Below are 17,649 nucleotides of genomic sequence, written 5' to 3' on the forward strand. Positions count from 1 at the left end.
GGCACGGACCTGGACTACTTCGGCGAGATCTTCAACGCCGGCCGGACGACGGGCGACGTTGTTGTCCCCACGCCCTCGGTGAACGGTTGTGACTCGATGGTGGCGGTAACTTTAACCTTCTTTGCACCTGCGTTCAGCGCCCTTGATACGATTATTTGCGCGGGCACCCAACTGAATTTCTTTGGAGAAATTTTTGATGGAGGCCGGACGACGGGCGACGTTATTGTTCCTACCCCCTCGGTGAATGGATGTGATTCCACGGTAACGGTCAACCTTAGTTTTTTCCCACAGGCAGCTGGTGTCATTGACACCACTATTTGTGCGGGAACTACATTTGATTATGCTGGACGAAGCTTTTCCACGGCAGTAAATGATGTACTGGTAACCATCCCTGAACCAACGGCAAACGGCTGTGACAGCATCGTTTCGGTTACGGTAAGGATTGAGCAGGTTCCAACGGTGACGCTTTCCGGAGACGGGATCGTTTGTGTTGGTGGAGAACTCGATATAACCCTGAGTTACGACGGCACGGGAACTGCGATGGTAGTCCTTAGCTCAGATCCGGGTGAAGTGATCAGTGTTCCTTCGGGGACGTTGACCATTCAGCGGATGATTGCTCCCGGAACCTTGGTTCGGATAAACTCCGCCACCAATGGAGGTAACTGTCCGCCAATAATCGGTGGAACCATAGCGGTGCAGGAAACAGACTTGCGCGTTAGGATTGATGTTATGAGCGGTGACGGCGTATTTGCCGTTAGCTGTGCCGAAGGCAGCGACGGGGAAGTAATTGCTTTTGGAGAAGGAGGAGCAGCACCCTATGCTTATAGTTGGAGTACGGGAGTAACCGGCCCCCGACTGGAAAGGCTGAGTGCCGGAAGGTACGCCGTTGTGGCTACGAGCGCCCGGGGTTGTGAAGCAGAAGCACTGGTGGTATTGTCTTCTCCGGACGCTATGGTTGCGGCCATTGCAGAGGTGCCAGCTAACTGCCTCAATAATACTCCTTCGCTTACCATTCGGGACGTTCAGGGAGGTGTAGGCCCCTATTTGTACAGGACGTCAGCTAACGGTTCATTTCGACAAGTGCGGGCTTTTCCCGAAACCTTCCCCGTTGAAGTTGGGCGTACGAACCTTCAGATAGAGGACGTAAATGGCTGCTTACTGGAAGAATCTTTCGACCTGGATGGTCCACCTACCAGTGAGGTGACGGTTTCTCCCGCCCGGTCCACCATCAGCCTGGGCGACAGTGTGGAGCTTCGAGTGATGACGGGACTGGATGTCAACGGTTTCCGCTTAAGCCCGGGCCCTGACTCATTGATTTTTGGTAGCAGCACCTTCGTTAAGCCATTGGAAACAACCAGCTACGATGTTTTTGTTCTTGATTCAGCAGGGTGCAGCGCATCTACGGAAGTAGAGGTAATTGTGCAGGCCTTTGTTCCCGTTTATTCTCCATCGGCTTTTTCTCCCAACGGTGATGGCAGAAACGACATGTTCCGGCTCTTTGCCCGCCCAACGGTGGTTAGTTTTCAAAACTTCCAAATCTTCAACCGGTGGGGCCACCTGGTTTATTTCCTGGATGGACCAATTGATCCCCAAGACACGAATTGGGGCTGGGACGGCAGGGATGAACACGGAGAAATTCACGAACCGGCGGTCTACGTCTACAGTATTGAGGTGGAATTGGCGGATGGTCGGCTGGTTACCATTAAATCGGATATGGTGTTGATGCGATGATTCGCTTCGCTCATGTTGCAGGAGTTGCAGGTTCGTTTCACTCACGTTGCAGCGTGTTGCACTCGTTTCTGCCGATGGTTTCACGGGTATGGATAGAGCGAGCTTCGTGGTGCTGTGGCTTACCGACGACCAAGGCCGCCAGGCCGATTACGGATAAAAGGAGCGGAGCTATTTTTCGAGACTATCGTAAGATCATCGCACTCCCACTCTCGACAAGTTCCCTGCCATTACAGTTAAATACGACCCGCCAGACGATGGGGCCGGGCTGAACGGGGTCGCCTTTGAAGGTTCCATCCCAGCGGGCAAATGCATCGGCAGATTGAAACATTTGGGCGCCGTACCGGTCATAGATTTCGAAGCTGAGTAATTCAGGGATGGCGAAGGGGTTGGAAATACCAAAATTCTCGTTCGCCGTTGGGCCAATACCGTTAGGGGTGAAGGCTTTAGGTAGGAAAACCTGCCCGCAGTCGAGTGCAGAGGGGTCGATGACCTGAAGTACGAGGCTGTCGATGGCTGTACAGTTGCTTTCCATATCGCTGATGCGAACGAGGTAAGATTGTCGGCCGGCGTTAACCGGGGTGATTGTTGGCTCTGCGTCGGTCGGGTTAATGACGTCGGCTGGAGGCGTCCAATTGAAGGAGATGCCGCAATTGCTGTTGACTTCAACGTCTACGCTTTCCCCAAGGAATACGCGCTGGTTTTCTGTTAAGATCTGATCTGGAGAGGAGTAAAGACCCCGCACCTCGGACAGCCGCAGCGCCCGGTCGTAGACCCTGACTTCGTCGATAAGCCCGTCGAAGGGGATTTCTCCGATGCTCCGGCATACGGTGGAGCCGATTAGGAATTCGCCGTTATTTTCGACATCTACCCGGCTCGAGGTACGCGCTTCGCCGACTTCCTGGGCATTCAGAAATAATAGAACGCTGTTCTCATCCCGAACGATCACCAGGTGTTGCCAGCAACCTCCGTTATTGATGCGATGATCGATGCGGGCTTGCTGGTTATTCTGCTGCAGGATTACTGACACGGTACGGGTCAGTGGTGCGTAACGCACGGTGAAGAACTGCAGGTTGTTGCAGCTGGTATCCCGTTTGGACATCAGAAACTGAGTGCCGTTAACGCCCACTGGTTTGAAAGAGAAACTAATGGTAAAGTCTTCCGAGCCGAACACCCGATTAACGTTGTTGGTGTTCCCGCCAGCTACACGGAGAAAGTCATTACCTCCGTTTAGGATCAATGCATCCCCTTCTACGCCACATCCGAATTCAGGTACACCGCTTGCAATAGCGTTGTTGGCGCTGTCTCCGGTGGCGTCGGCGAAATCACCATCGAAGGTGTAGTGGGCCACCAGGTTCAGGGTGGTTGGGCCTGCTCCTTGTCCGAAAATTGCACCTGCGGCGGCGCCTGAAAAAATAAATAGTACCAGTAAAAAAGCTCTCATATACCGATTTTGAGGAGGGCAAAGGTAGATTGATAGTCTAAGAGTTTGCGAGAAAATCCGCTTCCAACCTTCAACGGGCAACCCTGCGCCGAATAGATCAACGTGATCTTGCCATCAATCATTGCAAAGGAGGGCCTCCCTTAACCCACAAAGCGGTGTTTCCATTCGGGCCGGGGCAACATGCATGCTTCTTCTTTGCCAAACCACTGGTAGCGGTATTTGGCAATAAAATCATACACGCCGTCGCGAATAAAACGTGGAAAAAGGCGTAGTGCGGTTGCCAATGGCGACCAAATACCGCCCAAATGGCCTGTTGCGCGCAGAGCTCCGGTGCTTTTTGAATAGGCTTTTCCTTCTTCCAATAAAACAAGGCTCGAGAGCGAGGAAGGGTCTATCCCTGCGGGCGGGAGTAATTCCTGTGCCAGGTCGGACTGTAGGCTGGCAAAGCGGAGGTGCTCGCTTTTGTCCCGGGTGATGAACCATTGTACCGCACCGTTACAAAGGTTGCAGACACCGTCGAAGAAGAGGATGGGATGAGAATCGGACATGGATTAAGAACACGTGGCCGGGCTGGGTGGTTTAGGCTCCCGCGGGTGTTCTCCCGACCTTCTTCACAAGTTAAGATTTAAGCATCACCCGATCAATAAGAAAACCGTCTGATTACTCCGCTAACTGCTGCTGTTCGAAAGTAAATCTGGAGTAACGCATGCTGTCGTCCGTTGGTAATACGTAAGGCAGGTAAATCCCATCTGGTAGCGTGACCATGCCCATGAAAACCCGTCGTTGTGGTAGGAGACTTAACTTTTCTTCACCGGTATTCAGATTAATGGCCCGCAGGTAAATATCTGTTGCCGGCTCCCCAAAAGTAGGTGGGACAACAGCCTGGTAACACCACTCTTTCTGCCAATCAATCACACTATTGTTGTAAGAAGTCATCAGTAGCATATGCTCTGAAATCTCCATTGATCCAGCAATTGGCGTAGCGGGGAATTCGTAGGTTGGTTTCAGCGTTTTGGTCTTACCACTTTGCATGGAGTAAACGTATATCTCCGGAAATCCATGAAAACTATAAATGATCCGATCCTGTGTGTAATTGAATTGAAAGGAGTTGGCAAAACCGTACAGGTTCTTCCGGAACGCGGCAGGAAAATGGATAGGTAAGGGCTCAAACTCATCCGTACGAATGTTTAGTTTTCCAATAAGGTGGATGTGTTCAGCGTAGGCATTTTTATCGACGTAGGCATCATGAGCGAAATAATTTAAAGGAAGATAAAGTTCTTCGCCGATCAGGGCAATGCGATTGCCCTTGCTTTGTTTTGCCGAAGGGTGGTAGGAGGACAAGTCTAACCCGTCAACAATGTTTTCGGGGTTCGTGGAAATGTTTTTGCGATAAAATTCTCTTCCTGTTTCATCGACCATAATGATCCAATAGCGGGACATGACCACAATCGTATCGGAATTAACGTAGTCTATGGCACGAACCCGGTCAATGGAACCAGGGCCTTCGAAAATAAATTTTATCTCTTGGGAGAACTCAATATCCTCCTCCGAAATGGAGAAAAAGTCGAGGCTGTGGTTGGCGACGTTGTAACCGATAAAATTTTTGTCTCCGTGCTCATCTTCGTATCCTTCGATCAGTGCATGCCAGCTTTGTCGTGGGGCAGAAATTGGGCCACCAATTTTTTTTTCAGATAACTCTGCAAATACATCCTGTTTGGAAGCGCAGCTGGTTAAGAAAGCGCTGAGAAATAAGAGCAGGAGAAGTCCTCGAAAAAGTAAAGTGGGCATGCATTAAGATGATAGCTGATTCGCGAAAATCGGAAATGGGAGAAAGTGTTAGGAGGTGTCAAATAGAGTACGGAAGGGGTCTCCTTAAAGTATTGTTTATGGACACGATATTCCTAGGCCACGGTTAGTAGCGAAAATAGGTATAATACAAGTTAACCGACAACTACATTTCAATTATATGTCCGGTGCAAGGGCAATACTGGTCGTTGCAGGCACCACCTGATTCGTCACATTGAGTGACCCAGCGAAATTGGCCACCAAATGGGTCGTAGCACCACACCTCGTCGGGTTTCCAACTATACTGCCCACCATCGGTGGAACAGTTGGGGCTATGATTACTGTCGAAACTGTCAGAACTGGCAGTCATGGTAACGAAGGAAACGACAAGAAAAAGCAGCGTTAGTAGGGTTATAATTAAAGATTTCATGAGAGAAAAGTTAAAAGGACAGATGACTAAAAGTCGTAGCCTCATTGCCAAGGCAATGCGGGAAGGTTGAAATAAGCTTTTAATCAAAAAGGTTTATCAAGAGAGAATACAAAGTTAGGTGCTAAATGCCTTAAAAGCCAAGTTAATTTACAATTATTGGTCAGAATACGAAATTAGCGCATGTTTTTTTGTATCTGTCCTTGATTGGTTATCGGGTTAAAGCAAGGTTGCAATTAAAACTCTTTTGGTCGCATCCCTTGTTTAAACTTCTCTCCAAAGCCTGAATTGTTTGGGGAGTAGGAACCAATAATGGCTGGGTTGAATCCGTCGGCGGGAATATCTGCTTCCCGGCCTAAGGCCCAGGCAATTCCATTTAGGGTAAGTCGGCGCATATTGTCATTCTGCCAGTCAAAGGGATGACCAAGGGTGGTGAAGAACACCCGGGCGCCTTTGTAGTCATTAGTCCAGGCAACGGGGTTTGTTTTGGGGAACTGATCAAGCCGCCCCCCCTCTTCGTGCTTGGAGCGCAACGAGGTGCCGAGTAGCAAGGGGCTTGTTTTGGGATTGATTTTCCAATCGCCACCGTCGACGTGATACAGCCAGGAGTAAGCATCAAAGGGCTGAACGCCATTGAGGATAGGGCTATGGGTATTTTCGACTAAAGCGACGCTGGTCAGCGGGTCATGCCCGTCATCAAAATGCCCGTGGTGGGTGATCCATTGTTGCCCAAAAACAGCAGTAGGCCAATCGTTGTTAAGGTGCTGCCGGAGCGAGTCGTCTTTGTACATGAAAGCATGGGTGGCGGTCCGGAAGCCAACCATGGGTTTACCACTTTCGGCAAAGTCCAAAATGTATTTTGCCTGTTCGTCCGGCAGCTTCCGCCAGCGGGTAAACAGGACCATCATATCAGCTTTTCCAAGCGCTTCAAGGCCGGCAATATTATCGATCACGTTCGGGTTGACGATGCCGTTCGAATCTAGTGCGAAGAGTACTTCGGTCGTTGCTCCAAGCTCACGTTCAACCATCCTTGCGAGCATCGGCATAGATTCTTCAGAACGGTATTCCTCATCTCCGGTTACGAAAACAATGTGCGGCTGTTTAGTAGCATCTTCAGGCGCGGTCGCAGGTGCAGTGGAAGAGGTGCAAGAGCAGAGTAAGGCAAAGCAGCAGGCAAACAATAGACTAAGTTGACGCATGAGTGGGTTTTAAGTTGGTAATTTAATGCCTGTTGACCAAAATATTTCCGGATGACGTTTCTTACCATTAAAAAGGATTGGATTATCCTCAGGCCAATAACGGTAGCGCTTTTGTTGTTTAGCTTGTTTTTATTTCAGGATTTGCTCCACTCATCGTTGCGAAACTATAGCTTTTATCTTTCAGAAGCGGCCCTGTTTAATAGTTTTTGGCTGCTGTTTTTACCGGGCATCATATTTAGTGAATGGTGGCAGTCGCGATTGAGGTTAGGAAATAACTCCGGCCAACTTCGTACGGTCCTGATCTACGCCGTTACGGCAGCCATACACCTGAGCCTTTTTGTGCTTTGTGTGCATGGCGGTTCCCGGCTGTTTTTTGACCACGTTTATTCGTTGGAGTGGACGTTTAGATACGCCTTGGCAGAACACCTCTATCCAGTTATTATTGGTTATATCTTAGTCGCGTTGGCGGGTGTGATCAGGGAAAAAGGAATGTTGGGGGAGACCGCAATGATGGCGAGGTCCATGCCCGACTTTACCAAGCGCCTCGCCGTTAAGGTCAACTTGAAAACGGTCTATCTTGACGTAGAAGAGATCACTTGTCTACGGGCTGAAAGCCCGTATGTGGCCATCCATGCCGAGGGGCGGAAATACCTGGAGGATACCACGCTAAAGGCCCTTGTGTTACAATTGCCTCCGAGTCGGTTTGTCCGGATACATCGATCTTGTATCATTAATCTTTCTTGGGTGAGCTCCTATATTTCCCGGGGGAACGGTGATTATGATGTCGTGCTCCAGGATGAGTCGATCCACCGCTTAAGTCGAAATTATACGGCGGAATACAAACGGAGAATGGCTGCCCATCAGCTGACCCGGTAAATTACTCAGCTTACCATATCTGAGCTCGTTTATGTCTGTCAGACCCGTAATTTGGAGGAAAAGCCATGAACCGTACTTCCATTATTTACCTGCTCCCTTTGGGAATATGCTTCGTTTTAGCCTCTTGCAGTGGGCAAACATCACCCGTTAAAGCCAGCAACAGTTCTGCTGACCGCGTTGTAATCGGCGGCCCTTTTGAGAACAGTGAGTACGGGATGATCGACCAGCCAGCAACAATTATGTCGGTAGACACCAGCCCGGGATGGAACCAGCCCGGGCAAAAATTACTCATCACCGGAACGATGTACCAGAATGACGGCAAGACACCGGCGGCAGGTGTCGTTCTCTACTACTATCACACCAACGTGGCAGGGCGTTACCAAGCCTCCCCTTCGTTAAACCCTCAGGTCAGCCGACACGGTTATATTAGAGGCTGGGTCAAATCGGATGAGCAAGGAAAATATGCCATTTATACTGTACGCCCCGGGGCCTATCCTGGTACCGATGAACCTGCTCACATTCACCCATCCATCTACGAGCCCGGACTAGAGCAGCCTTACTACCTCGATGAGTTCGTTTTCGATGATGATCCATTACTTACTTCAGCAAAACGCCGGCGTATGCTTAATCGTGGGGGGAGCGGCGTACTTCGAACGGTCCGGCAGGGTGATCTCGAGGTGGCTCGCCACGACGTTATTCTCGGCCTGAACATCCCGGCTTACCCCAGTGGGCAGGAAAGGTCGTCCATCTCTGGCCCCGCCATCGGAGAAGACTTATTTTCTTTCCGCCCATATCATGCCTGGGGGCCAGATGAGAACACCAGAACCTGCCCAATCTGCAAATACGGTAAAGGCTACGGAGTACTGTGTTTCGTTGGTCCAAACCATAACCCGAAGGAACTGACGGACTGGTTGCGGTACTTCGAATCTATAGGTCGTTTTCGACCAGAAATGAACGTATTCTTCATTTTTTCAGGCCAGCCCTCCGGTCGCCTCCGCCAGTTGGGCCAGCAGCTGAACCTTCACTCCGTTGCGCTGACCAGCGTGCCAGGTTTTAGGGATACTAATTCAGAAATACATCATTATGCCCTCGATTCGCAGTTGGCCTTCACCATGTTAATCTATCGAAATAGTAACGTCATTGATCGGTACCAGAATACGGAGCTTGTAATACCTCCTGCGGTGGAAATAGAAGCCAGCTTATCCAGAGCAGGACAGGAAATTAAACTCAGTAGACTGCCTGATTAGCGGTTCATTACTTCTTCCTGTAAGCAGGTCCGGTAAGTTCTTCGGCTTTGTAATAGCCTTTCTTCCCGGTTTCCTTTATCTCCGCCCGAACACTGGTAATAAAATCTTCACTGATAACTGAAGACCGGTTGCCAAAGGCATTGCGCACGTAAGTCATCACGTCGGCAATTTGTTTGTCGTTGAGGAGGTTTTCGTATGGCGTCATTGGTACCTGCCCGGGATACTCCCTCCCCTTTACGCTTATTGGCCCGATGAGGCCTTTCAGCAGGATCTTGGCAAGGACTTTGGGGTCTCCAGTAACCCACTCCGAGTCTTTCAACGGCGGGAAGCCGGACGCCGTAAGACCTTTACCGGTTTTCTGGTGGCAAGTTCGGCAAGAGCCGTCTTCATGATAAATGTCCCAACCGGCAGAGAATTGAGCGAGGTCATCTCCTTTCAGGTGGTTAACGATGATTTCTGAACCCTTACTGATTTTCAGTCCTTCACCCGTCAGGTGCTTGGGGGCAGCTTCTACAATACTTTTCATCCAATCTTCTACGGGTTGCTGTTCGATCGTGCCCAGGACCATGCGGCCAGCGTCTTCAGGCAGCCAGGTTCCGGCAACCAGTGCCATCATCCGCACGCGGGGATGCGGGTCAGCCGCAGCGATGTTGAGTAAAGCAGCTTGTTTGTTGATTTGGTGACCGCCATAGCGTAACGCCTGTACGGCTGCGGCCCGGACCCGGAAGTCCTTCGCCTGCAGAGATTTTTCCATCAACTCCTGGTCAAGGGCATTCTGCCCCCAGGTGACCCAGAGGCCTTCCAGGAGGCGTTGCTCATAATCTTCGGCGTTCGGGTCACGATCGGAAACCCATGCTTTTACTGCCGGTAAAACTTCCGCTGCAGGCCGCCCCCGCAATTCACGATGCGTCCTGTAACGGCTCCGGTATTCCGGAAGTTCCAGGTTTTGCAGCAGGGTGGCGATGGAGGCTCCTTCTATATCCGCCGGTGTTACCAGCGGGCGAGATGGGTAGGTGATCCGGTAGACCTTCCCGTGCACATGATCCCGTAACGGGTCCCGTGCATTATGCTGCATATGGCCAACCAGAACGTTGTGCCAGTCGATGAAGTAGAGGCTGCCATCGGGAGCAAATTCCATATCGACGGGACGGAAATTAGGGTCAGTACCCGTAACCAGGTCTTGCCGCCATTTTGTGGTGAATTCTCCGTTGTCAGTATCGATCATCTGATGCTGCTTCATACCAAGGAAGCCGATGGTGTTATTGATCAGCATGTCTCCCTGCACGTCGTCAGGAAAGTGGCGGCTGGAAACAAATTCCAGACCGGAAGTGGGCCGGACCATGTGGTCTTCCTCGATCAACTGACTGCCAAGCGGCGCCTGAACACCATAGCGGTTACGAATGGTACTAGGTAACATCCAGCGAACAGAAGGCCCCGATGTATGGGCAAAAAATGGTTGTCCCCACCGGTCGAAGGCAATACCCCATGGGTTCGGAATGGGGATCTGTGCCGTCCGTTCCAGATGCCGGCGTTGCGGGCTGTAACGGTAAAAGCCGCCGTTGGTGCCGCGGACTGTACCATAGGGGGTTTCTACGCTGGTGTGAAGGAACAGCCCTTCTCCCATGTAGATGGCACCGGAGGGATCTGTTGTGAATGCGCTGGCCGTATGATGAGTGTCATGATCGTCGAAACCGGAGAGGATGATTTCCGCTTCATCGTATTTGTCATCTCCATCGGTGTCTTTTAACAATTTAAGGTGGGTACCCTGAGATACGTAAACCCCTTCGGGAGCAAACTCAAAGCCAACGGGTACGTGGAGATCGTCCGCAAACACAGTAGATTTATCTGCTTTACCGTCGTTGTCGGTGTCTTCGAGGATAAGTAGTTTGTCATTGGGGCGGGCGTCGCCCGGTTTGTAGTGCGGGTAAGTTGGCATGACAGCGACCCACAGCCGGCCTTTGTTGTCAAAGCTCATTTGGCAAGGGTTGGCCAGGTCGGGAAATTCGCGCTCGGAGGCGAAGAGTTCTAATTTGTAGCCATCGGCAACTGTGAAGGTATTGGCCAGTTCGTCACCGTAGAGGTAGTCGACGGTACCGTCTTCTTTAGTCAATGAGTAGTTGGTTTCGACGGGAGGAAGCTGATAAGTGTTAGCGTCAGCGGCTGGAATATCCATCTCTTCTCCACGCAGCGCCATCCAGATGGCCGTGTCCCGGATCATGGTCATCTCCCGAATTTTTTTAATCTCCATTGGGTAGTTGTCCGGACCGAATGGATTGTGCCTGCGGCCATAAACGTGGACACCGTTCGGGATCTTGAAGTCGTTGTGCCATAACCAATTTTTATCCATAACCAGTTCTTGCACCTGCGTCCGCGCCGCCTCCTTTGCTTTACCGCCAAACAACCGATCAGCAAGCCAGGGAGCCAGCTTCAGGTAAGACTCGCTGGTGAGTTGAACACCGTCGGTCGTCCCTTCGGTAGCACCCCTAAACCACTCGGTTGTGGGCGCATAAAGATCGATGAATGGGATATTGGCCGCCGCCGCGACTTCACGCATAGCAGCAGCATACAACTTCAAATTGTCATTTTCTATGGAGCCATCGGGCACATCCATCACGGCGGATTTGTCCTGGAAGGCTGTGGGCGACATCAGCGCGATTTCCGGCGCCGTCTCTCCATTATAGTCCGAGAAATTAGTATAGTCTATCCAGGCTTTTAACTCAGCTTTAAAATTGTCGACTCCCTCCGGTCCATTAAAGGATTCACTATATCCGAAGAAGGCGAGCACGACATCTGCTTCCAGCGTTGTCAGCCACTCATCGGGCGTTGGGAATTCTCCGCGCGGATCAGAATCCCGGGAGAGTAAGCTGTTTTCGTAAAACTTCTCCGCACCGGGGAAGGCCCATGCATCCATCCGGGCTGAATGCGGCTGAAACCCCGGGGTGTTACCACCGTCACACATGTTCCGAATAAACAGTTGATGCTCGGGAAAACGCAATTGTAACTCCGTTTCGAAATGCCCGAATTCCATCATCCTCGAACACAGGTTGTTACCGACCAGGACGATGTGGTCATTTTTCTCAAGGTTAATAACGGGGGTAGGCTTCGGCTCGCTACACTGGAACAGCAGAATGATGAGCGAGATAACAGCTAGGTACTTCATTTTTCGACTTTACCTGGGGAAGATAGGGGAAGTCTGGTTATTTGGGAAGTCGAATTGGTTGCCCGGCCTCAAGGCCGGGCCACCAACTCCTCCACCAACTTCTCAATCATCGCCATACACCCCTCCAGCTGCTCCACCGTGCAAAACTCATTCGCGCGGTGCGCCTGCGCAATGTCGCCGGGCCCACAAATGACGGATGGGAAGCCAGCATTAGAGAATTGGCCAGCCTCGGCAGCGTAAGACACCGTACCCGTATCCTGAACGCCGGAGATCTGTTTGACCAGGTCTACGATTGGGGCGTCCTCGGGGGTGTCCAACGGAGGGACGGGCGGATGCATCGCGACGTGCTCGATAGCGAAACCGGGGAAGACCTCGCGTCGCAGGGCTACCCGTTCCTCACAATGGGATTGGAAGGCATCGATGATGTCCTGGGCTTCATCCATGGGGATGTTGCGGAAGTCCCAGTCGAAGCTACACTCGTTGGCAATGATGTTGAAGGCGGAGCCGCCTTTGATGGTGCCGACGTGGATACTGGTGTGGTTGGGGTGGAAGCGATCATCCGTATGCCCCGCGGCAATCAGGGCGTCCATTTTGTCTTCGAGCCAGACGATAAGGCGGGCGGCTTCGTGGATGGCGTCAACCTCTTGTTTGATCCGGCTACTGTGGCCCTGGCTACCGCGTACCGTGGTGGTGTAGACCATGATGCCTTTTTGCCCAACCATCGGGCGGAGCATGCTCGGTTCGCCAATGATGGCGCCGGCAGGCTGTTCGTCGTAGTGGTCGCGTATGGCCCCGGCAAGTAAGTCTCCGGCCATACAGCCGATTTCTTCGTCGAAGCTGAAGGCAAAGTAAACGGGTTTTTTCAGGCGCGAACGCAGGAGCAAAGGAACGCTTGCCAAACAGCAGGCGAGGAACCCCTTCATGTCGCAGCTTCCCCTGCCGTATAACGTATCCCCCTTCAGCGTAAGTTTGAACGGATCGGTATCCCAGGGTTGGCCGACCGTTGGGACGACGTCCATATGCCCACTCAGGATGATACCGCCGTCTACCGCCGGCCCGATCCGGCAATGGATGGCCTCCTTGGTCCCGGTTTCGTCGGGGACGGTCTGGTACGCCACGCCGTAACCATCAAGATAGTCTTTGATCCAGTTGGCAATGCTGTGATTCCCTTCTCCGCCGAGGACGGGGAAGGCGACCAATTCGGTCAGAATTTGGGTGAAGGTTAGGGGCTGGGTTGCAGTCATGAGGCGAAGGTACGGAACGGTCGCTATGGCTGGGGTCTTGCTCCCGCCCAAACCATGTTGTATTGAATGGTGATGGCCATTTGTGTGCGTATGGGTTCGCCCCCTGCGGTGGCTGGCTCCCAGCAAATTCCCTCTGCTATCATATTGTTGATGATCCGCAGGGCGTCCCCACCACGTCCGTGTCCAGGTCCACGCTTTAGCTTTGGGTTGCGGATTAAGCCGTCGGAGCCTACGAGAAATTCCACTTCGACAATACCCGCCGTGCGTTGAGTGGGATTACCCACGGGATAGCTGGCTTGGTCGTAGATATAGGCATACATCCTTTTGCTGCTGCAGGCGCGTTTGTCTTTTCCTTTAAAACTTTGGCAGCCCGGAAAGAAAGGCATGGTGATGACGACAGGCTCAATAACCTCGGGAATAACCGAAGTAAACTCCTGAGGGGACAACACCAGCGGAGCATAAGGAACGGTGGCCAGCTGGTCTGGTGGCATCAATAAAACAAAAGCCATGACGAGTAATCCCGCAAGCCAGGGCAAATAATAGTGGCGAATAGGAAATGGGTAAGGCATGCAACTAAGATGCTACACCGCCGATACTTTGGTGGGCAGCCGCACTAAGGAAGTGGAGTAGTAACCTATACCTCAGGTACCGCCCTAAGCATCTGTGCCCTTAACGCCTCCAGCTGCTTATTATCTGCGGATGAGCCCGAAAACCGCCCCTTCCAGAACGCCCGGTAAGTCAGCCAGTACTTCAACGCGAAGAGACCGGAGATGGGTAGGCTGAGCAGGTATAGCCAGCCCCAGCTAGCCGGGAAGATCCAGTTGAAGGCCAGGACCTGTAAAAGATACAGGATGGGGAGTACGATCCAGCTACCCAGCGTCTGTACGGTGGCTTTATAGCCCCGGTCGATGCCAAGTGCCTTCCAGATGCCGTTGATGGCCAATAACCATGGTGCGTGGTTGAGCAGGCCATAGAGGTAGAAGGGGAGGGCCAGCAGGGTGCCGGCGGTCATTTTACGGTCGGGGTGGTTGCTGAATTCAACGTCCAGCTGACCGTTTTTGCGCAGTAATTGATCATAGGAGGTAGCGGTTTCGCGCAGGGCTTCCAGGTTGTCTTCCGGCATTTTTCGGAGGGCGGCGAGAATGCGTTGGGTGCGGTAGTGATGGTCGCTTACCTTCATCGGTCGCTCATTCTGGATGGCGCGTTCGATGGGGCGGAGCAGGTGCTCTTCGGCCTTGTTTTGGGTTTGGATCAGTAAACCCTGCATCTGGTCGGTCAAAACGTTGGTCAGTGCCCTGATGGCGCGCATGGGGCTTTCCTCAAATTGTTCGCGGTAAGGCGTAACGTCGATCGGTTCACCGTAGCGAATAAATGCCCTGCTGAAGCAGGTGGTGGGGCTTTCGTAGTTGACGCCGACGGGTTGTACGGAGAGGCCGAGTTTCCAGTCGTTACGATTTTCGGCTTCGAGGGCCATGCTGGCTGCGCCGCCTTTGAGTCGGCGGAGTTTGCGTTCGAGCTCACTCGCGCCTTCGGGTGCGATGTAAACCACCTCTCCAGCCTCCAGGCCGGCAAAGGTGCGGTTGAATATTTCGTCGGTGTCCATTCCTTTCGTTGCTCCGGCCTGCTTATCCTGTGGCCGTGCCACAGGAATACAGAAAGGATCGATCAGGAAAGCCATAACGGGGTTGATCCACATTGCGGCGTTAGCGAGGAAGTAAGTTTGGTAATCAAGGTGAATACCGACAATGAGGGGGTCGATCAATGTGTTCGGATGATTGCCACACAGCAGGGTAGGCCCGGGGTGGTTGGCATTCTGTAAATTTTCTACCTCCATGCCGGGGTAGTAAATGCGGAGCATCCAACGGCTCAAAAAATGGAAAATCCAGAAAACGAGTTTAGACATGGGCGCAAGGTAAAATGAATGGGTGAATAAAAGAAGGAGCAAATGGCTGCCACTGTTTCCACTCGCCTTGCTCGCCTCAAAGGTACGATTACTGCTGAGTAGCTTGCTCTTGTCCCTCCACCTTGCACCTGCGGCCGCGCCAAGTGAACTTATGAGTTGGTGAATCGCTGAGTTGCTACCGCTACCCCTCACTTCGCTGCGCTCGTTCGCTAAGGTGAGTAAGGCCAGCGCCACGAACGGTACCTGCGGTAGCCACTCACCAACGCAGTGACCCTCCAACTCACTCATTATCTAATTCACTACCGGTGAACTAAACCCCCTCCCCAATCATTTTATTCGTTCAAACCAAAAGCCATTGATATGTTAGGAGACATGATGAACCAGATGCAGGAAATGCAGGAGCAAATGCAAAAACAAATGGCAGAGCAGTCTTTTACGGCTGATGCCGGCGGAGGTGCTGTAACCGTTACTTGTAATGGCGCCCGTGAAATAACCAATGTTAAGATTGATACCACCCAGATCGACCTCGAAGATGTGGAAGGTCTGGAAGATCTCCTAGTTGTAGCCACCAACCGGGTTTTGGAACAGGCGGCGGAATACGAGAAGTCCCAGGCTGGCTCTATGATGAATAATATGTTGCCTGGAGGCTTGGGGAGCCTGTTCGGCTAACCTTCCCGGAGGCGCATACACCTCTTTTTTTCCTTCTCTCCTTTTCCCTTCTAAATGGAAGAATTAGCTGGTATTATTGTTCTTGGGATTTTTGCCCAGTGGTTCGCCTGGCGCATACGTGTCCCGGCTATTTTGCCGTTGATCGTCATTGGTCTGCTGGTTGGTCCCTTATCTACCTTGATTACGGCGGACGGTGCCAAGTTGATCAATCCAATATATAACGGTGAAACGGGTTTGTTTCCCGGGCGTTCCCTATTCTATTTCGTTAGCCTGGCCATTGGTATCATCCTGTTTGAGGGTGGGCTGACGCTTAGGGTCAAAGAGGTGCAGGAAACCCAGCGCTCCATCCTCCGGCTCATATCACTGGGAAGCCTGATCACCTTTATCGGAGCAGGCTTCGCAGCGCATTTCATCATGGGCCTTACCTGGAATATCAGCTTCCTTTTTGCCGGGCTCATCATCGTGACGGGGCCAACGGTAATTGCACCTATCCTTCAGAACATTCCGTTGAACCGGAATGTGGCCACGGTGCTCAAATGGGAAGGAATTCTGATTGATCCCATTGGTGCGCTGGTAGCTGTTCTCGTTTTCGAATTCGTGAGTACCACGGACCACGGAATGGGGTATACCTCTCACGCCATGATCCAGTTTGTACAGGTCGTGCTACTTGGTGGTGCACTGGGGTTTATTTCCGGGATGGCGCTCTACCAAATCATTAAAAGGGAACTTGTTCCCCACTACCTGCTTAACGTTTTCGTGCTGGCTAGTGTCCTGTTGGTATTTGTTACCTCTGATATACTTGCCCACGAATCAGGCCTGCTGGCCGTAGTGGTTATGGGGCTGGTACTGGCCAATAAGGATGTTCCCCGAATCGAAGAAATCCTTTCTTTTAAAGAAAGTCTGAGCGTATTGTTGATCTCCATTCTGTTCATTCTGCTGGCAGCTAATATGGACATGTCGGAGCTGGAATTGCTGGTCCGGGACTGGCGTCCCATCGCCCTGTTTGGCTTTGTCGCTTTGGTCCTCCGGCCACTGAGTGTTTTTGCCAGTACGTACAATGGAAACCTTAGTTTACCCGAAAAACTTTTCATTAGCTGGGTTGGCCCACGTGGAATCGTTGCGGCAGGAATTGCCTCACTGTTTGGCCTTACGCTGGCCGAAAAAGGAGTGCCTAATGCGGAGTACATTACCCCGCTGGTGTTTATGATCGTGCTGGGAACCGTTCTGCTTAATGCCACTACCGCCCGATTGGTCGCCCGTTTGCTGGGTGTCGTCCAGGATGCTTCTGGCGGTGTACTGATCCTTGGAGCCAACAACTTTGCGATCACCATCGGTGCTTATCTCAAGGAGCAGGGAAGAACGGTTCATTTGATCGATAGCAACCCCGGCCATATTGCTAAGGCAGAGCGTGCTGGTCTGGAGGGCATTGTTGCCAATATTTATAATACCGAATTGGCAGAGCTGTACGAACTGCTCGATGTAGGGTATTTACTTGCCTTTACCAGCTCTGACGAAGTAAATGAATACGCACTTAACCGCTACGAGAAAATATTCGGTGAACGCGGTGCTTACCGTCTGATCACCGTCGATGAGCTAAAAGATACGGCTAAGGTCGACGATGAAAATATTTTTAGCCATACCGAGGATTTCATCAACCTCAGCGAATCGAACCGTGAATCTTCCTCCATTCATGAAGTCCCCTTCTCGTCACTGGAAGAATTGGGACGCTGGCTGGAATACGCTAGAAAGGAGATAACGGTCGCACCGATTTTCATTAAATCGCCTGATGGACTGTTAAATACTATCCCGCAGGACGTAAATACGCTGACCCTGGTGACTGGCGACTATTTCCTCGTTTGTCTGGGCTCTAAGCTCCCGGTATTGCCGGAAGTAGACACGATTGTCGGACCAGAAGAATCGGTTTAAGATGAGCCTCAAAGAGGGGAGTCACTGAATATTACTGCTAC

14 protein-coding genes are annotated in these 17,649 nt (G+C 51.7%); 5 read left to right on the forward strand and 9 right to left on the reverse strand.

The genetic code is table 11. The features are described from left to right. A partial coding sequence (locus tag B036_RS0110030) for a T9SS type B sorting domain-containing protein (RefSeq protein WP_020568576.1) occupies positions 1 to 1,731 on the forward strand: 1,731 nt, incomplete at its 5' end. A gap of 181 nt (positions 1,732 to 1,912) precedes the next feature. Here B036_RS0110030 and B036_RS0110035 read toward each other — a convergent pair. The 5 genes from B036_RS0110035 to B036_RS0110050 all read right to left on the reverse strand — a co-directional run bounded on the left by B036_RS0110035 (position 1,913) and on the right by B036_RS0110050 (position 6,583). Further along, on the reverse strand, positions 1,913 to 3,172 hold the full coding sequence (locus tag B036_RS0110035) for a LamG-like jellyroll fold domain-containing protein (protein WP_020568577.1): 1,260 nt from the start codon (positions 3,170 to 3,172) through the stop codon (positions 1,913 to 1,915). A 140-nt stretch (positions 3,173 to 3,312) separates the two neighbouring features. Beyond that, positions 3,313 to 3,720: a thiol-disulfide oxidoreductase DCC family protein gene (locus B036_RS0110040; RefSeq protein WP_020568579.1), complete on the reverse strand. Its 408-nt coding sequence runs from the start codon at positions 3,718 to 3,720 to the stop codon at positions 3,313 to 3,315. A gap of 112 nt (positions 3,721 to 3,832) precedes the next feature. Then, positions 3,833 to 4,960, reverse strand: coding sequence for a DUF4221 family protein (locus B036_RS0110045; RefSeq protein ID WP_020568580.1), 1,128 nt, complete (start codon positions 4,958 to 4,960; stop codon positions 3,833 to 3,835). Positions 4,961 to 5,123: 163 nt separating this feature from the next. Next, positions 5,124 to 5,387: a hypothetical protein gene (locus B036_RS33510; RefSeq protein WP_157472106.1), complete on the reverse strand. Its 264-nt coding sequence runs from the start codon at positions 5,385 to 5,387 to the stop codon at positions 5,124 to 5,126. Between the two features lie 233 nt (positions 5,388 to 5,620). Beyond that, complete coding sequence (locus tag B036_RS0110050; protein WP_044102279.1) at positions 5,621 to 6,583, reverse strand: ThuA domain-containing protein; 963 nt, start codon at positions 6,581 to 6,583, stop codon at positions 5,621 to 5,623. Positions 6,584 to 6,634: 51 nt separating this feature from the next. Between B036_RS0110050 and B036_RS31910 the strand changes: the two genes are divergently transcribed. Further along, on the forward strand, positions 6,635 to 7,459 hold the full coding sequence (locus B036_RS31910) for a LytTR family DNA-binding domain-containing protein (RefSeq protein ID WP_020568583.1): 825 nt from the start codon (positions 6,635 to 6,637) through the stop codon (positions 7,457 to 7,459). Between the two features lie 65 nt (positions 7,460 to 7,524). Then, a complete protein-coding gene (locus B036_RS28840) occupies positions 7,525 to 8,706 on the forward strand; it encodes a dioxygenase family protein (RefSeq protein WP_020568584.1) in 1,182 nt (393 codons plus the stop codon). Positions 8,707 to 8,713: 7 nt separating this feature from the next. Here the strand turns inward: B036_RS28840 and B036_RS0110065 are convergent, their stop codons facing one another. The 4 genes from B036_RS0110065 to B036_RS0110080 form a co-directional block, all read right to left on the reverse strand. Next, positions 8,714 to 11,866: a PVC-type heme-binding CxxCH protein gene (locus B036_RS0110065; RefSeq protein WP_020568585.1), complete on the reverse strand. Its 3,153-nt coding sequence runs from the start codon at positions 11,864 to 11,866 to the stop codon at positions 8,714 to 8,716. Between the two features lie 68 nt (positions 11,867 to 11,934). After that, on the reverse strand, positions 11,935 to 13,110 hold the full coding sequence (argE, locus tag B036_RS0110070) for an acetylornithine deacetylase (protein WP_020568586.1): 1,176 nt from the start codon (positions 13,108 to 13,110) through the stop codon (positions 11,935 to 11,937). A 23-nt stretch (positions 13,111 to 13,133) separates the two neighbouring features. Beyond that, positions 13,134 to 13,679, reverse strand: coding sequence for an energy transducer TonB (locus B036_RS0110075; protein ID WP_026231853.1), 546 nt, complete (start codon positions 13,677 to 13,679; stop codon positions 13,134 to 13,136). A 65-nt stretch (positions 13,680 to 13,744) separates the two neighbouring features. Further along, positions 13,745 to 15,013, reverse strand: coding sequence for a 1-acyl-sn-glycerol-3-phosphate acyltransferase (locus B036_RS0110080; protein WP_020568588.1), 1,269 nt, complete (start codon positions 15,011 to 15,013; stop codon positions 13,745 to 13,747). A gap of 360 nt (positions 15,014 to 15,373) precedes the next feature. Here B036_RS0110080 and B036_RS0110085 point away from each other — a divergent pair, with 360 nt between their 5' ends. Both B036_RS0110085 and B036_RS0110090 read left to right on the forward strand, forming a co-directional pair. Next, positions 15,374 to 15,682 (forward strand): YbaB/EbfC family nucleoid-associated protein, encoded by a 309-nt coding sequence (locus B036_RS0110085; protein WP_020568589.1) that lies wholly within the window; start codon positions 15,374 to 15,376, stop codon positions 15,680 to 15,682. Positions 15,683 to 15,736: 54 nt separating this feature from the next. After that, positions 15,737 to 17,608: a cation:proton antiporter gene (locus B036_RS0110090; RefSeq protein ID WP_020568590.1), complete on the forward strand. Its 1,872-nt coding sequence runs from the start codon at positions 15,737 to 15,739 to the stop codon at positions 17,606 to 17,608. Positions 17,609 to 17,649 lie beyond the last annotated feature (41 nt).

The sequence above is a fragment of the Neolewinella persica DSM 23188 genome (assembly GCF_000373105.1).
Taxonomy (GTDB): Bacteria; Bacteroidota; Bacteroidia; order Chitinophagales; family Saprospiraceae; genus Neolewinella; species Neolewinella persica.

Coding starts and splice junctions, on each gene's coding strand:
- argE (WP_020568586.1), bottom strand. CDS start 13,110: ATGACTGCAACCCAGCCCCTAACCTTCACCCAAATTCTGACCGAATTG.
- B036_RS33510 (WP_157472106.1), bottom strand. CDS start 5,387: ATGAAATCTTTAATTATAACCCTACTAACGCTGCTTTTTCTTGTCGTT.
- B036_RS0110040 (WP_020568579.1), bottom strand. CDS start 3,720: ATGTCCGATTCTCATCCCATCCTCTTCTTCGACGGTGTCTGCAACCTT.
- B036_RS31910 (WP_020568583.1), top strand. CDS start 6,635: ATGACGTTTCTTACCATTAAAAAGGATTGGATTATCCTCAGGCCAATA.
- B036_RS0110075 (WP_026231853.1), bottom strand. CDS start 13,679: ATGCCTTACCCATTTCCTATTCGCCACTATTATTTGCCCTGGCTTGCG.
- B036_RS0110045 (WP_020568580.1), bottom strand. CDS start 4,960: ATGCCCACTTTACTTTTTCGAGGACTTCTCCTGCTCTTATTTCTCAGC.
- B036_RS0110090 (WP_020568590.1), top strand. CDS start 15,737: ATGGAAGAATTAGCTGGTATTATTGTTCTTGGGATTTTTGCCCAGTGG.
- B036_RS0110035 (WP_020568577.1), bottom strand. CDS start 3,172: ATGAGAGCTTTTTTACTGGTACTATTTATTTTTTCAGGCGCCGCCGCA.
- B036_RS0110085 (WP_020568589.1), top strand. CDS start 15,374: ATGTTAGGAGACATGATGAACCAGATGCAGGAAATGCAGGAGCAAATG.
- B036_RS28840 (WP_020568584.1), top strand. CDS start 7,525: ATGAACCGTACTTCCATTATTTACCTGCTCCCTTTGGGAATATGCTTC.
- B036_RS0110050 (WP_044102279.1), bottom strand. CDS start 6,583: ATGCGTCAACTTAGTCTATTGTTTGCCTGCTGCTTTGCCTTACTCTGC.
- B036_RS0110080 (WP_020568588.1), bottom strand. CDS start 15,013: ATGTCTAAACTCGTTTTCTGGATTTTCCATTTTTTGAGCCGTTGGATG.
- B036_RS0110065 (WP_020568585.1), bottom strand. CDS start 11,866: ATGAAGTACCTAGCTGTTATCTCGCTCATCATTCTGCTGTTCCAGTGT.